The following is a 13,792-nucleotide window of genomic DNA, read 5'->3' as shown; positions in this document are numbered from 1 at the left end:
CTCCTAGCTATTTTATTTTTAATATCCTATCTATCTCTGCGAAAGTTGGCATTTTGATTATTTCACTTTTTATGCTTGAAAGATTTTTATCGCACAATATGGTTGAAATAAAATATGCTTGATTTTCCACCGTTAAATTATTTATATCTATATAAATGCTTAACAGTATCAAACATAAGTTCAAAGGATTTATAGGGTAAAGCGCCTCTGTTTGTTGTGTTGTACTAAAAAAAGAAAGTCGCTTTATGCTTCCATCTCTCTCCGACATATAAACCTCGTAATTGCACGGAAGAGACTCATTTATATTCGTAGTTTTATATGAAAAGAATACATATTTTTCGTTATTGGATTTTTTTATAACATTTGCACCATTTTGGACATTAAAGCCGATTTTTTCTACAAATATATTCTTTTTCTTTTTATAATCATTGCATAGAAAGCAAAATTTTCCAATTTCCAAAATAAACTCTATCTCTTTTTGGTTTATTTCCCTTTTTGTGCAATTAGTTAAAGCCCTCATGTTACTTTTCTCTATATTGGATTCGCCGCTACCGATAAAGTTCTCCATGGGTTTTCCACATATATCAGTAATTTCTTCTCCGTAGTATGAATCGGGAGATGGTGTAGATAAAAAACACATTTGATCATTATCAAAGTATCTTGTGGACATTATTTTCCTTCATATTAAAATAGGCTTTGATTGTCTATTACTGATAGCCTCAGCTTTAAGAATTCATCACTGGTTTTAGTAGCTTTATCTAGTGTTCCAGCTTTTTTAAGGCTTAAAAATAGAGCTACTGTTGCGGCTTGACATGAAAGCGATTTATTGGGGTTAAATTCAATATCTGTAAAAATGTCGTAATTTTCTAATTCGGTAGCTAAAATACTATTTTGTTTTAAGGCATTGATATAAAGCCAATCGTAAAAAAAAGTAACAGGCTCAGTGCTGTAGCATTTTCCAAATAATTTAAATCCCTGAAAATTGCAACCCTTTTTTAACTTGTCATACTTTTTTGGATGGATATTCTCATTAAAGATAATTTCTTCAAAAGGTCCACCATTATTAAATACTTTAGAACCTTGAAAAAATCTCTCAACGCTGGCAGTTATATCTTGAATTCCATTGAATACTTTAAGTTTTAGATTAAAGGCACTTAATTTTTGTCCTAGTTGATTAGGAGAGGCTTTGCTAATCTCTAATATTTTTGCCTGTGGGTATAGTTTTTTTATGGCTTTATGCATGCTTTCTATACTTTTTTGTTTTCGTTCTCTTGCAAACCCGCTAAAATACTCAAATTTTACATCTTTTGCATTAATTAGTTGCATTTTGGGGTTGTTGCTAGCATAATAATATGGCCTAGTTGCGAATTTCATATTTTAAACCTAAATTATTTCTTCTAATGATATAAATTTGGGTTCTATACGGGTTCTTACCATTGCTTCGGCTTGAGACAATTTATAATGTTTGTCTTGTTTGGATATGTCATCTGTTCTTTTGAATGCATCGAAGTCCATACGACTTAATAACTCGTCAGGGCTATCAAAATACTTTGCTCGGTTATCTGTGGCATTAATATTGGAAAAGATTACTTTACCCTTATTTAATATGTCCAAATCAATGGTCAACCAAGCAAATTTTTGGTTAAAGCTTTGCTTGAGCCAACTCTTAAACATTGGATTATTTTTTGTGAAAGCAAGTCTTACATAGTTATTAAGCTTTTTTCTTGTATCTAAATCATGTGAAAGATTGTTTGAAGAAAAGTTTATAGCAACATTATTATCCATCAGGCACTCTCTGCTATATAAGCCTATCTGTTTTATATCTGTTTTTTTGCCACTGTCCCAATTTTCAAGTTTTGTAAGATGATAAAATTTAAAAACTCCTTGAGAGTATAGTATTTCTATAATTTTCTGCATAAATCTTCCTATATTTTTCTTGATGCCTTATTTTGTTTCATATATTCCTCCTTAAATATTATCTATAGAAATAATCTCTTTAAAAATAATCTCAATAGAAATTTGCATTAAGATTTTAATCAAAATAAACTTATAGAAAACTTTTCTATAGGAATAATTATGCTAAATCTACCGAGTATCACAACGCCAGAAGAAGAAAAAGCATTTTTAGACAATATTGCAAAAAACATCAAAACAAAACGCTTAGAAAAAGGCATTAGTCAATTAGAAGTTGCGCTATCTATTGGGCAATCATCAGGTGGATTTTATGCAAATATGGAAAACAACGCACACGGAAAACATTTTAATTTATTGCATTTATTCAAACTTTCGCGTCTTTTTGAATGCGATGTGAGAGATTTTTTTGTTACTTAAGCGTTTAGCGATTGGGATTTTTTGATTGGATAAACAGAGCTTTTACGCGTTGTTTGTCTTCTATGCTTGCACGCAGAGATTCACAGATTTTTTGGATTGCCTTGTTGTGAATCCAAGTTGTAAATCTCTTTTTTTCTAAAAACTCCAAAACAATGTTGGAATCGTGAATAAAATGCACTGAAATTACCCAAGCAATCGCCATTTGGACATAATAATCCTTATGTTTTATCTTGCTTAAGCATAAAAGAGCCTTTGGAATCTCTTGTGTTTTAAGAAGCATTACGATGCCAAAGCGCAAAACATAGGGGGATTGTGTATTTAAATAAGGCATAACAAGCTCCCACAAACGCACTTCATCTAATCCTTTAAGAGTGGCACAAAAGGAATCGCAAACCCACCAATTGTCAATGCGCAAAACAAATGTATGGATTAATTTTGGATTCCATTGTTTTTGTAAATAAAGTGCCAAAATATAGCATTCTAAAAGATTTTCTTCAAAATAAACATTAGGGCTAGAGTCGTTTAGATACTCTGTAAGAGAAGTTTTAAAAACGCGTTTTGCCAAATCCCTAATGGGCTTTGTCTTTACGCCGATAATTTTAGATTTTTCTAGGTTTGGGAGAAGTTTTACGCAAAAGTTTTGGTGCTTTAAATCCTTTAAGGCAAGAAGTTCTTGCCTAAGAGAGTTTTTAATGGATTTTTGCAAGGATTGCATTAAAGGTAGCACTTGGACGCATAATAGCATCACAAGCTTTATCGTCTAGCTTGTAATAGCCGCCTAAATCAACTTTAACGCCTTGTGCGTTGATAAATTCTTGGTGGATTTTATCAGAATTTGCATTAAGCTCTTCAAAGATTCCTTTAAAAAAGTTTTGAAGTGTGGAGTTTTGAGAATTGTTTGCTAGGGCTTTTGCAAAATAGAGTGCTAGATAGAAGTGGCTTGTGCGGTTGTCATCTTCTTTTGCCTTGCGTGAAGGGGCTTTATTATTATTTAGCCACTCACCGATTGCTATATCAAGAGAGTCTGCAAGGATTTGTGCTTCTTTTTTACCTGTTTTTTGTGCGTAAAATTCTAGGCTCGCTTGCAAGGCTAAAAACTCGCCTAAACTATCCCAGCGCAAGTGGTTTTCTTCTACAAGTTGTTCCACTTGCTTTGGCGCACTTCCACCAGCCCCTGTTTCAAACATCGCCCCACCATTTAACATTGGCACGACTGAAAGCATTTTTGCACTTGTGCCAAGCTCTAAAATAGGGAATAAATCTGTTAAATAATCTCTTAAAACATTACCTGTAATAGAGATTGCATCTTTTCCGTCACGGATTAGCTTTAAGGATTCTAAACACGCTTCTTTTGGGGCTAAAATCGCAAGATCTTTGCCCTTCTCTTTAAGTCTTTCTTGCACTAAATCCGCCATAATCTTATTGCTTGGGCGTTTTAAATCTAGCCAGAAAATCGCCTTGCTTCCTGTTAAATCTGCGCGTTCAATTCCTAAATCAATCCAATTTTGCACAGCATCAAATTTCGCGGTATTTGCGCGATAAATATCGCCTTTTTCCACGCTGTGTTCAAGTAGTGTGTTGCCTTGTGCGTCTGTGATTTTAAAGATTCCATCTTCTTTTGCGATGAAAGTTTTATCGTGTGAGCCGTATTCTTGAGCCTTTTTTGCCATTAAGCCTACATTTGAAACGCTCCCTAGTTTGCTAGGGTCTAGCGTGCCATTGGCGCGTAAATCTTCTAGCACGGCTTCGTAAATGGTAGCATAGGTTTTATCAGGGATTAGTGCGTTTGTATCACATTCCTTGCCATCTTTATCCCATAATCTCGCTCCATTTTTTAGCATTGCTGGCATTGAAGCATCTACAATAACATCGCTTGGGATATGTAAATTTGTGATTCCTTTGTCGGAATTTACCATTGAAAGTGGTGCGCCTTTTGCTAGAATTTCATTGTATTTTTCTAGGATTTCAGCCTTTTTGGAGCTATTTTCAATTTTTGCTAAAAGCTCACTTACACCATTGTTTGGATTAACTCCAAGATTGTGAAGCTCTTCGCCAAAGGTGTCAAATAACTCTTTGAAATACACACTTACTGCATGTCCAAAGATTACAGGATCACTAACTTTCATCATTGTGGCTTTCAAATGCAAAGAGAGTAAAATATTCTCATTTTTACATATTTCAATTTGTTCTTTATAAAATGCACGCAAGGCTTTTGCGCTCATAAAAGTTGCATCTAAAATCTCATTTTTATCTAATTTTAAATTTTCTTTTAGCACTTCTGTGCCATTTTTTCCAATAAAGCTAATGCTGGCTATCGTGGAGTCTTTAATCAAAATTGCTTTTTCATTGTCAAAAAAATCGCCCTTTTGAATGTAAGATACGCGGGTTTTGGATTCCTTATTAAAAGGCGTGATTTTATAAGGATTTTTTCTAGCATAGTCTTTTACTGCTTTTGTGCAACGCCTGTCGGAGTTTCCTTGTCTTAAAACGGGATTTACTGCTGAACCTAGCACTTTTTGGTATTTTTCTTTGATTTCTTTTTCGCTAGCATTGCTAGGATCATCAGGAAAATCTGGAATTGCAAAACCTTTTTCTTGCAATTCTTTAATGGTGGCTTTAAGCTGCGGAATAGAAGCGGAGATATTTGGCGTTTTAATTAGATTTGCGTTGGGAGTATTGACAAGCTCGCCTAACTCTTTTAGGGAGTCTTTAACTCTTTGAGATTCTAATAGATTTTCTGTAAATTGCGCCAAAACGCGTGCGGCAAGTGAAATGTCAGAAGTTTCAATTGGGATTCCAACTTTACCTAAAAATGCCTGTACAATAGGCAAAAAAGAGTAAGTGGCAAGTGCTGGAGACTCATCAGTTAATGTGTAAGTGATTTTCATTTTGGATTCCTTTAAAGTAGGGTTTGGGCTAGAGTATAGCAAAGAATCTTGCAAAATTTAATTATTTTAGTCAAGATTTGTTTTACTTTTTAGAATTTTTTACATTATGTTGCACTTTGTAAAGAATCATTTGCGGTATATTTTATTTTGGTGGTTTTGATTTTGATGGGAGATTATTATACAATGCGCTTTGATTACTAAAATTTAAGGACAAGTGATGAGAAAAATTGCATTAGGATTATTGTTTGTGCTAGGATTTGCTAGTTTTGCATTTGGAAACTTTGAGAAAAACTTCAAACAAGGTATTAAAGAGCTCACAGGCGTTGATGTAGAAGTGCAAGTTAAAAAACAACTCAAAAGTTTTAATGGGGAATATTTTGTGATTGGTCGCACAAGCGGTGGAGATATTTTTCCTGTAATTGTTAGCCAAGATGGTAAGCATTTTATCGGACTTAGCAGTGTGATGAATTTTAGCAAAGAAGACTCTAAGATGATTACAGAAGAGATTAATAAAGCAGGTGAAGCCAAGATGAAAGCCGACGCAGAAGGCTTAAAAAAGCTTTTTAGCTCTTTTAAGGAGAGTGATTTTGTAGTTTTGAAAGGTGAGGGGAAGAATTTGCCTACAAAGATTGTAGTAACTGATCCTGATTGTCCGTATTGTCGCAAGCATCTTGAAGGGATTGAAGCACAACTTAAAGAAGCAAATTTAAAGCTAATCTTTGCGCCAGTGCATGAAGAAGAAGCCTTTATCAAAGCACAACTTATTTTAAATGAAAGTGCAAAAGTAAAAGATAATGTAAAAAAGATTGCGATTTTACGCAAATATTACAAGGATATTAAACTAAGTGATAAAGAAAAAAAGATAGATATTAAGCAAGTGAGATTTACCACAGAAAAAATTTTTGGTAGCGGCTTGATTACTGGCGTGCCTTTTATTTTTGAAATGAAGTAATGCTAGCTAGAGTAGAGTTTAAGCGAGAAAATCAGAGCATTATTCTTTTTGGAATGTGGGATAGAAGTGTCCCGAAATCCACTTTAAACGCGCTATATACCTTGCTTGACACTCTAAAAAAATCCCCACAAAAAGTTAGAATCCAAAAAGATGCAAGTTTTGATTTAGACTTTTGTGGAGGGGAGGTTTTAATAAATTGGCTTGAACATTTAAGTGAGTGTTGCACCATAGAAAACACGCTTTTAGAGCATTCTAAAACAGCGGAGATTTTCGCGATTTTACAAAGCAAAACAACGCTAGAGAAAAAGGAATTTACACAAGATGTGATTCAAGCACACAAGGATACTTTAGAGATTTTAAAGGTGTGGGGAAGTCGCCTTGTAATTACGCTTAGTTTTTTGGGTGAGATTGTGTATTTACTCTATCATAGTGTGTTAAATCCTAGAGATTTTCGTATTAGAGCGTTGTTTTTTCAAATCCAAGAAGCGGTGATTAAGGCTGTTCCTATTATTTCGCTTGCTTGCTTTTTAATTGGGATTGTGATTGCCTATCAAGGAAGTTTGCAATTGCGGCAATTTGGGGCTAGCGTGTTAATCGTAGAGATGAGTGCAATGCTAACTTTGCGTGAGATGGCACCTATTATTGTAGCAATTATTGTAGCTGGGCGTAGTGCTTCGGCATTTAGCGCAGAGATTGGAATGATGCGTGCCACACAAGAGATTGATGCAATGCGTGTAATGGGGTTTAATCCTGTAACTTTTCTTATTTTTCCGCGTATTTTTGCTCTGCTATTTGCCTTGCCTTTGGTTGTGTTTGTGGCGGATATGTTTGGATTGCTTGGGGGAATGCTGATTTCTCAATTGCAGCTTGGAATTAGTAGTGAGCATTTTATAGAGCGTTTTTTACAGACTGTGGAGATGCGTCATTTTTGGATTGGAATGCTAAAAGCTCCATTTTTTGGGTTAATTATTGGATTAATTGGTTGTTATCACGGATTTGCAACTCAAAAAGATACAAGAAGCATTGGTGTGCATACAACAAAAAGCGTGGTGGAATCTATCTTTTGCGTGATTGCCTTTGATGCGCTTTGTTCTGTGCTTTTTACGCAAATAGGTTGGTAAAGATGGAATCTAAAATACAAGAATCTGTTGTGGAAGTGTGTAATCTAACTACAGGTTATGGGGAGCGGATTATCCACGATAATATTTCTTTTAAGATTTATAAAAAAGAGATTTTTGCATTACTTGGGGGAAGTGGAAGCGGAAAAAGCACACTGCTTAACACAATGATTTTTTTAAAAGCTCCAAGTGGAGGGGAAGTTAGGATTTTAGGTAAGGATATATGGAATCTAAATCCTAGAGATTCTTTGGATATGAAGTTGAATTTAGGCGTCTTGTTTCAGTTTGGCGCGCTTTTTAGCTCACTTAGTGTGTTAGAAAATATTATGCTTCCTTTAAGGGAATACACGGAGTTTAGCCAAAAGGATATGCAAGAATTGGCTTTTATGTGGCTTATGCGCGTGGGGCTTAAAAAAGAAGTAGCAAGTTTGTATCCTAATGAGCTAAGTGGTGGAATGGTTAAGCGCGTGGGGCTTGCAAGGGCTTTGGCATTAAGCCCTAAAATATTATTTTTAGATGAGCCAACAAGTGGGCTAGATCCTAGAAGTGCAAGGCATTTTGACACACTAATCGCGCAACTTAGGGATTTACTGGGTATTAGTGTGGTGATGGTAACGCACGATATGGAATCTGTTAAGGGAGTGGTGGATAGAATGATTGTGCTAAAAGATAAGAAAGTATTTTTTGAGGGAAGTTTGACAGATTTAAAAGAACAAGTAGAATCGCTAGATGCGTTTTTGGAGAGAATATAGGAGGGAGTATGGAAGCGCGGTTAAATTATGTGTTGCTTGGCGTGTTTTTGGTTGCTTCATTGGTAGCATTGGCGGGATTTGTATTTTGGATGGGAAAGTATGATAGGAATCTTGGGGCTTATGTGGAGTATTATTTATATAACAAGGAATTGCCAAAAGGGATTCGCATAGAGACACCAGTGCGTTATCTTGGGCTTCCTGTGGGATTTGTAAAGAGTTATGATTTAAGCACAGCACAAGATAAAGTAGAGATTGTTCTTTGGGTAAAAAAGGAGATCATGCTAAAAGAAGGGACGCGTGCAATTGTAGAATCACAGGGCTTAACAGGGGGAAATTATATCGCGCTAACACAGGGAGATGGCGCGCCTTTAACTAAAGGTGGGGTCATTGATTTTCAAGAAAATTGGATTGAAAAGTTGGGGAGCAAAACAGAAGTTGTTTTTGATAGGCTTGAAGTAAGCCTTGATCGCTTAAATATGCTTTTAAGTGAGAAAAATCTTACAAATGTAGAAATTGCACTAGAGAATATTAAGCACGCTTCTGTGGAGTTTAAAACGGCTTTGAGTGGCTTAAATGGAGTGTTTGTTAGCACAAAAGATGCAATGAATGGAATCCAAAAAAGCAGTATGCTTTTTAACACATCTTTAGAGCGTGGGGATTATAATTTGCGCTCTATTTTAACACCGCTTTTGTTTCAATTGGAGCAAAATTCTATGCGACTAGATGGAATCTTGCAAAACACAGAGAGTGCTTTAGAAGAGTTTTCAAGTTCGCCTAGTGGATTTTTGTTTGGTGGGCAAAGAGAGATTTTGGGACCAAGGGAGTAAAAATGTTTAGGGGTTTGATGCAAATTGCGTGGATTGCTAGCTTTATTTTAGTTTTTAGTGGCTGTTTTGGGAAAATGCCACAGATACAATATTATGAGATTGAAGCCTTAAATGGTGTCAAGTTGGAATCTAAAAAAGATTCCAAGCCGCGCACGCTTGTGTGGGAGATTAGTGTTGCGTCAAAAATTGCTAGCAAAAAAATCGCTTATAAAAATAATGCAAATAGTATTGCGTATTTTTCCAAAAATGCGTGGATTGAGCCTTTTTCTGTAATGGTAAATTCACTTGCGCTAAAGATTGCCGGAAACTATGGAATCTTAAACTCCCAAGTAAGCCAAGATAGTAAAGAACATATAAAAATTAATGTGCTAGATTGCTACTTTGATACGCAAAGGGAGAGTGTGTTTATACGCTTTTTTATAGAATCTAGCAAAGGGAGTGTTTTTATAGAGAAGGTGGAGTTAGTGGAGAGTGGGGGATTTATTCAAATCATTAAAGGGTTTGAGCGTGCGCTAAATGCTGGATTTGCAGAGATTTTTACAAAATTTTAGGAGAAAGTGTGTGGAAAATAGCATTAGAAGATTTAGAATTAGAATGTATTATTGGAATCTTGCCGTTTGAGCGAGAAAAGAAACAAAAAATTCGTGTCAATGCGGAATTTTTGATAGAGGGTGAGTATTTGGACTATTGTTTGTTAAGGGAACATATTGTAATCGCGTTTGCAAGAGAGTTTGGGTTATTAGAAGAAGCACATAAATATTTTTTAAGCACGCTTCCTAAAGAGTTTCCACAAATCAAGGAATTTTGGATTAAAATTACCAAGCTTGAAATTTTTAGCGATTGCAAAGTTTCAATTACAAGTTATTATAAGGAGTAATTATGGAATTAAAAATTAATGAAGAAGCCCCGCTATTTAGCCTTCCAAACCAAGATAACGCCGAGATTTCATTGCGTGATTTTCGCGGAAGTTTTGTTGTGTTGTATTTTTATCCTAAGGATAAAACGCCAGGTTGCACCACAGAAGCTTGTGATTTTAGGGATTCTATACAAAGTTTTAACAAGCTAAATGCCGTAGTTTTAGGAGTTAGCCCAGATAGTGTAAAGTCACACCAAAGTTTTATTGAAAAAGAAAGATTAAATTTTACTCTGCTTAGTGATAATCAAAAAGTGGTGCTAAAAAGTTATGGTGCTTGGGGTCTTAAAAAGCTCTATGGTAAGGAATATGAAGGTGTGATTCGCTCCACTTTTATCATTAACCCTGAAGGCAAGATAGCGTTTTTTTGGAAAAATGTCAAAATTAATGGGCACATTGAAGCAATTAAAGAGAAGTTAAAGGAGCTAGGGGCTTAAAAAAGCCTTTGCACCTTTATTTTGCTACAATGCTAAAGATTCTTCCATTCCGATTTATAAGCATTCGCTTGGTTTGTCCTTTGTAGCGTTGCATTGCTTGATTAAATTCTTTAAGATTTGTGATACGATAACTTTCAATTTGTGTGATAATATCTCCACTATTAAAGCCGAGTTCATCGGCTCTTGAACCTTGTTTTACACGACTAACAAGCACGCCTTCAAGATTATTTGAAATTCCAAATTGATTTTTTGCTTCTTGGCTTAGTGGCTGTATTTCAAGCCCAGGGATTCCACCTTTTGTGCTATCGTTGGCTTTTTGATTTGTTTCATCTTTTGCTTTAGCAAGTGTTAGGGTGAGTGTCTTTTCGCTTTTATCGCGCAAAAGTGTTAGTGTAACTTTAGAATTAGGATTAAGTGTGCCAATGATATTTTTTAACTCCGCTGCACTTTTTACATTAATGCCATTTACCTTGATGATTAAATCCCAAATTTGTAAGCCACCTTTTTGCGCTGGTGAGTTTTCTTCAATAGAGATAACAACTGCTCCCTTTTGGTTTTTATACACATCTTTTAAATCTTCATTAATATCTTGAATGCTAACGCCCAAATACCCGCGTTCAATTACACCATCCTCAATGAGTGCTTTAGCGATTTTTTTTACCATTTCAGAAGGAATTGCAAATCCGATTCCGTGATTGCCTCCTGTGCGTGAGAGAATAGCAGTGTTAATTCCAATTAGCCCCCCACGACTATCTACAAGCGCACCACCACTATTTCCTGGGTTTATAGAAGCATCAGTTTGGATAAAGTTTTCATAATCATTAATCCCAATTCCACTTTTATTAAGTGCAGAGATGATTCCTTGTGTTACACTCTCACCTACGCCAAAGGGATTGCCTATTGCAAAGACTACATCGCCCACTTGCAAATCATTGCTGGAGGCAAACTTCAAAAATGGCAAGTCCTTTGCATTGATTTTAATGATTGCTAAATCACTTTTTGCGTCTTTGCCGATAACCTTTGCTTCGAATTCCTTGTTGGATTCTGGGAGTGCGACAAGGATTTTATCTGCTCCATCAATTACATGATTGTTTGTTACAATATAGCCATCTTTTGAGATGATAACACCACTCCCAAGGCTTCTCTCCACTCTATCTTTTGGAATTATTGCCCCAAAGGAATCTCCAAAAAATTGCCTAAAGAAAGGATCGTTAAAAAAGGGGTGATTTTGGAGATTTGGTGCTTTGACTTTTTTTTGTGTGGAGATATTTACAACAGCATTTTTGGCTTCTTTTATGGAATCATAAAAAGAATACACTTTGGTTTGTGAAACATCAGGGGTTTGGCGATTTGTTACGCTTGGTAATTCGCTCACTTCAAAGGCGAAAACATTGCTTACAACAAGCGCACTAAGTAGCAAGGTTTTAATTTTCATAAAATACTCCTTAAATTTTTGTGCGTATTATTTCAAAAAAATGTAAATCAATAAATAATCAGTGTAATAATGTGAAATCCAAAAAGGCTTCTAAGCTCGTTTATAATAGAGCTTTTGTGTAATTTCTTACCTCTAAATCTAAAGCTTTAATATTTTCTAAGTCGTTAAAATTAGGATTCTTAAACTTTTCTAATGCGTTTTGGATAATCTCTGCAATCTTGCCAAAAACAATGGAATCTTGTAAAAACGCTTCCACAGCCACTTCATTTGCCGCATTTAGAACAAGCCCTAATTTTGGGGTTTCCAAGAGAGTATCTTTGAGCCCCCATAGCGGATAGCGTGCTTTATCAATGTCTTTTAAACTATAATTAATATTTTGAAAATGCAAGCGTTCAATGATAGAATCACTTTTGAAATCTTGCAAAAATGCTTCATCTAAGCCTAGTCCAAAGCAAATCGCATAGGCAATAGGGAGTTGCATATTTGCATTTGCAAAATGCGCTACAACACTTCCATCCCAAAACTCTACAAGCGCGTGTATATGAGAGTTTCTTTCTATGAAAGCATTAAGGTTTTTTGAACCAAAAAGCCAATAGGCTTCTAGAATTTCAAAGAGTTTATTGACCATTGTGGCAGAATCAATAGTGATTTTTCGTCCCATTTTCCAGTTTGGGTGTTTGAGCGCGTTTGTGGCGTTTTGCTGTGGAATCTCTTTTAGGGGAGTGTCGCGGAATGCACCACCACTTGCAGTAATGTAGAGATTCTTGAATGGGCGGGGTGATTTGCTAAAGTGCAAGAGATAACTTAGGCTAAAATGCTCACTATCAATGGGGATAATATATTCTTTATTTACGCAATCACCGGCTACAACAAGGCTTTCTTTGTTTGCGAGAGCGACCTTTTTTTGACAAGAGATTGCACAAAGCGTTGGTGCAAGTCCGATAAATCCCACAAGTGCGTTAATTACGAGCTTAGATTCCGCTTCTAGGATTGCTTGTAAGATTCCATTTTCTCCGCTATAAATCTTGCCTTTAAATGCAGGTGTGATAAGGTGTTTATCATTTTCATCAGCAATGATTACAGACTTTGGGTGGAATTGTAAAATTTGCGCATTAAGCAAGGCGATATTTTTGCCAACGCCTAGCACTTCAATAGGGAGCTTGTAGCGTGCGGCAATAGCAAGAGCATTAACGCCAATAGAGCCACTAGAACCTAGAATAATCATAGTTTAACTAACCCTAAAAGCGCGTAAAGAATGATTCCGCCAAAGAAATATCCATCTAAGCGATCTAGGATTCCACCATGCCCGGGAAAGAGAGTTCCACTGTCTTTTACTCCCGCTTGGCGTTTTAAAAAACTCTCATACAAGTCGCCAAACACGCTAGCAAAGCTTGTAAGAAGAGTTAGGATAAATGCAGTAAAAAAGCCACAAACTCCAAGTCCTATAAGCGTGCCAACAATGGTTGCAACGCTTACGCCAACAAGCACCCCTTCTTTAGTTTTGTTTGGCGAAGTGGGGCAAAACGCGCTGTTTGCAAAGAGTTTTCCACCTATCATTTTGCCACCGATATAGGCAAAACTATCAGTTAATCCAATGGTAAAAAGTAGCCAAATGATAGCGTTAATGGAGTATTCAAGATAGAGTAAATATAAAAAAATAAAGGGGATTGTAGGGTAGATAAAGGGCATCATTTTCTCTAAGTTTCCGCGCTTTGTGTAACTTTGGTATGCACCTAAGATAACAAGAGCTACAAATGTGCCTATAGGAGATTCATAGAGATAAACACTTACCCAAACTAAAATTGCTAATACCCAAAATATGAGCTTAGGAGTGTTTGATTGCGAAGAATCTTTAGAAGCGTTGTAGAGCTTGCAACTTTCATAAAATCCAATTAAAAATGCTACACCAAGCACGCTCCATAGTAAAATAGGGCTATGAAAAATCACAATTATTACAATGGCGATAAGCATAATAAGGGCTGTGTAAATGCGTCTAGGTTCTAAAACTTTGATATTATTTAGCATAGTTTTCCTAAAAAGAATTGTTATTTGATTATAGCCAAGATTGCTTTAAAGCTTGTTTTTAAACGCCAAAAATTAAAAGTTATGAAATTAGAATTCAATTTAAATAACAAAAAT

The 13,792-nt window shown here is 35.7% G+C and carries 16 protein-coding genes; 8 read left to right on the top strand and 8 right to left on the bottom strand.

Annotation, left to right across the window (positions count from 1 at the left end; genetic code table 11):
- Positions 1-7: 7 nt before the first annotated feature.
- The 3 genes from IP358_RS07370 to IP358_RS07360 are packed head-to-tail and all read right to left on the bottom strand — an operon-like array spanning position 8 to position 1,917.
- Positions 8-670, bottom strand: a complete 663-nt coding sequence (locus IP358_RS07370; RefSeq protein WP_040498769.1) for a hypothetical protein — start codon at positions 668-670, stop codon at positions 8-10.
- Between the two features lie 14 nt (positions 671-684).
- On the bottom strand, positions 685-1,374 hold the full coding sequence (locus tag IP358_RS07365; protein WP_006803069.1) for a DarT1-associated NADAR antitoxin family protein: 690 nt from the start codon (positions 1,372-1,374) through the stop codon (positions 685-687).
- A gap of 9 nt (positions 1,375-1,383) precedes the next feature.
- Entirely contained in the window at positions 1,384-1,917 is a 534-nt protein-coding gene (locus IP358_RS07360) for a DarT ssDNA thymidine ADP-ribosyltransferase family protein (RefSeq protein ID WP_006803070.1), read from the bottom strand.
- 159 nt (positions 1,918-2,076) lie between these two features.
- Between IP358_RS07360 and IP358_RS07355 the strand changes: the two genes are divergently transcribed.
- The gene (locus tag IP358_RS07355; RefSeq protein WP_006803071.1) at positions 2,077-2,331 is read left to right on the top strand and encodes a helix-turn-helix transcriptional regulator; all 255 of its coding nucleotides are present in this window, start codon (positions 2,077-2,079) and stop codon (positions 2,329-2,331) included.
- Between the two features lie 4 nt (positions 2,332-2,335).
- On the opposite strand, the gene IP358_RS07350 is transcribed toward IP358_RS07355, so the two are convergent.
- Both IP358_RS07350 and IP358_RS07345 read right to left on the bottom strand, forming a co-directional pair.
- Complete coding sequence (locus tag IP358_RS07350) at positions 2,336-3,058, bottom strand: DNA alkylation repair protein (RefSeq protein ID WP_370523256.1); 723 nt, start codon at positions 3,056-3,058, stop codon at positions 2,336-2,338.
- The gene (locus IP358_RS07345) at positions 3,021-5,219 is read right to left on the bottom strand and encodes an NADP-dependent isocitrate dehydrogenase (RefSeq protein WP_040498773.1); all 2,199 of its coding nucleotides are present in this window, start codon (positions 5,217-5,219) and stop codon (positions 3,021-3,023) included. Before IP358_RS07345 ends, IP358_RS07350 begins: the two co-directional genes overlap by 38 nt.
- A 217-nt stretch (positions 5,220-5,436) precedes the next feature.
- Between IP358_RS07345 and IP358_RS07340 the strand changes: the two genes are divergently transcribed.
- The 7 genes from IP358_RS07340 to bcp are packed head-to-tail and all read left to right on the top strand — an operon-like array spanning position 5,437 to position 10,218.
- The gene (locus IP358_RS07340; RefSeq protein ID WP_006803074.1) at positions 5,437-6,171 is read left to right on the top strand and encodes a thioredoxin domain-containing protein; all 735 of its coding nucleotides are present in this window, start codon (positions 5,437-5,439) and stop codon (positions 6,169-6,171) included.
- Positions 6,171-7,292 carry an MlaE family ABC transporter permease gene (locus IP358_RS07335; RefSeq protein WP_006803075.1) on the top strand — a complete coding sequence of 374 codons (1,122 nt, stop codon included), beginning with the start codon at positions 6,171-6,173 and terminating at the stop codon, positions 7,290-7,292. The genes IP358_RS07340 and IP358_RS07335 overlap by 1 nt, the downstream gene beginning before the upstream one ends.
- Positions 7,293-7,294: 2 nt before the next feature.
- Entirely contained in the window at positions 7,295-8,041 is a 747-nt protein-coding gene (locus IP358_RS07330) for an ABC transporter ATP-binding protein (RefSeq protein ID WP_006803076.1), read from the top strand.
- A gap of 8 nt (positions 8,042-8,049) precedes the next feature.
- On the top strand, positions 8,050-8,868 hold the full coding sequence (locus IP358_RS07325) for an MlaD family protein (protein WP_006803077.1): 819 nt from the start codon (positions 8,050-8,052) through the stop codon (positions 8,866-8,868).
- A 2-nt stretch (positions 8,869-8,870) separates the two neighbouring features.
- Entirely contained in the window at positions 8,871-9,419 is a 549-nt protein-coding gene (locus tag IP358_RS07320; RefSeq protein WP_006803078.1) for a hypothetical protein, read from the top strand.
- A gap of 8 nt (positions 9,420-9,427) precedes the next feature.
- Positions 9,428-9,745 carry a dihydroneopterin aldolase gene (locus IP358_RS07315; RefSeq protein ID WP_006803079.1) on the top strand — a complete coding sequence of 106 codons (318 nt, stop codon included), beginning with the start codon at positions 9,428-9,430 and terminating at the stop codon, positions 9,743-9,745.
- A 2-nt stretch (positions 9,746-9,747) separates the two neighbouring features.
- A complete protein-coding gene (gene bcp, locus IP358_RS07310; protein WP_006803080.1) occupies positions 9,748-10,218 on the top strand; it encodes a thioredoxin-dependent thiol peroxidase in 471 nt (156 codons plus the stop codon).
- Positions 10,219-10,234: 16 nt separating this feature from the next.
- Here the strand turns inward: bcp and IP358_RS07305 are convergent, their stop codons facing one another.
- The 3 genes from IP358_RS07305 to IP358_RS07295 form a co-directional block, all read right to left on the bottom strand.
- A complete protein-coding gene (locus IP358_RS07305) occupies positions 10,235-11,653 on the bottom strand; it encodes a DegQ family serine endoprotease (protein ID WP_006803081.1) in 1,419 nt (472 codons plus the stop codon).
- A gap of 100 nt (positions 11,654-11,753) precedes the next feature.
- Positions 11,754-12,878, bottom strand: coding sequence for a 1-deoxy-D-xylulose-5-phosphate reductoisomerase (gene dxr / locus IP358_RS07300; RefSeq protein ID WP_006803082.1), 1,125 nt, complete (start codon positions 12,876-12,878; stop codon positions 11,754-11,756).
- Positions 12,875-13,678 (bottom strand): phosphatidate cytidylyltransferase, encoded by an 804-nt coding sequence (locus IP358_RS07295; RefSeq protein ID WP_006803083.1) that lies wholly within the window; start codon positions 13,676-13,678, stop codon positions 12,875-12,877. Before IP358_RS07295 ends, dxr begins: the two co-directional genes overlap by 4 nt.
- Positions 13,679-13,792 lie beyond the last annotated feature (114 nt).

This window comes from Helicobacter winghamensis ATCC BAA-430 (assembly GCF_028751035.1).
Taxonomy (GTDB): domain Bacteria; phylum Campylobacterota; class Campylobacteria; order Campylobacterales; family Helicobacteraceae; genus Helicobacter_D; species Helicobacter_D winghamensis.
This window is presented reverse-complemented; position numbering and strand designations above follow the sequence as displayed.

Bases quoted from the DNA above. Each gene is read 5' to 3' on its own strand.
- IP358_RS07370 (WP_040498769.1), bottom strand. From the start codon at position 670: ATGTCCACAAGATACTTTGATAATGATCAAATGTGTTTTTTATCTACA.
- IP358_RS07365 (WP_006803069.1), bottom strand. From the start codon at position 1,374: ATGAAATTCGCAACTAGGCCATATTATTATGCTAGCAACAACCCCAAA.
- IP358_RS07360 (WP_006803070.1), bottom strand. From the start codon at position 1,917: ATGCAGAAAATTATAGAAATACTATACTCTCAAGGAGTTTTTAAATTT.
- IP358_RS07355 (WP_006803071.1), top strand. From the start codon at position 2,077: ATGCTAAATCTACCGAGTATCACAACGCCAGAAGAAGAAAAAGCATTT.
- IP358_RS07345 (WP_040498773.1), bottom strand. From the start codon at position 5,219: ATGAAAATCACTTACACATTAACTGATGAGTCTCCAGCACTTGCCACT.
- IP358_RS07340 (WP_006803074.1), top strand. From the start codon at position 5,437: ATGAGAAAAATTGCATTAGGATTATTGTTTGTGCTAGGATTTGCTAGT.
- IP358_RS07335 (WP_006803075.1), top strand. From the start codon at position 6,171: ATGCTAGCTAGAGTAGAGTTTAAGCGAGAAAATCAGAGCATTATTCTT.
- IP358_RS07330 (WP_006803076.1), top strand. From the start codon at position 7,295: ATGGAATCTAAAATACAAGAATCTGTTGTGGAAGTGTGTAATCTAACT.
- IP358_RS07325 (WP_006803077.1), top strand. From the start codon at position 8,050: ATGGAAGCGCGGTTAAATTATGTGTTGCTTGGCGTGTTTTTGGTTGCT.
- IP358_RS07320 (WP_006803078.1), top strand. From the start codon at position 8,871: ATGTTTAGGGGTTTGATGCAAATTGCGTGGATTGCTAGCTTTATTTTA.
- bcp (WP_006803080.1), top strand. From the start codon at position 9,748: ATGGAATTAAAAATTAATGAAGAAGCCCCGCTATTTAGCCTTCCAAAC.
- IP358_RS07305 (WP_006803081.1), bottom strand. From the start codon at position 11,653: ATGAAAATTAAAACCTTGCTACTTAGTGCGCTTGTTGTAAGCAATGTT.
- dxr (WP_006803082.1), bottom strand. From the start codon at position 12,878: ATGATTATTCTAGGTTCTAGTGGCTCTATTGGCGTTAATGCTCTTGCT.
- IP358_RS07295 (WP_006803083.1), bottom strand. From the start codon at position 13,678: ATGCTAAATAATATCAAAGTTTTAGAACCTAGACGCATTTACACAGCC.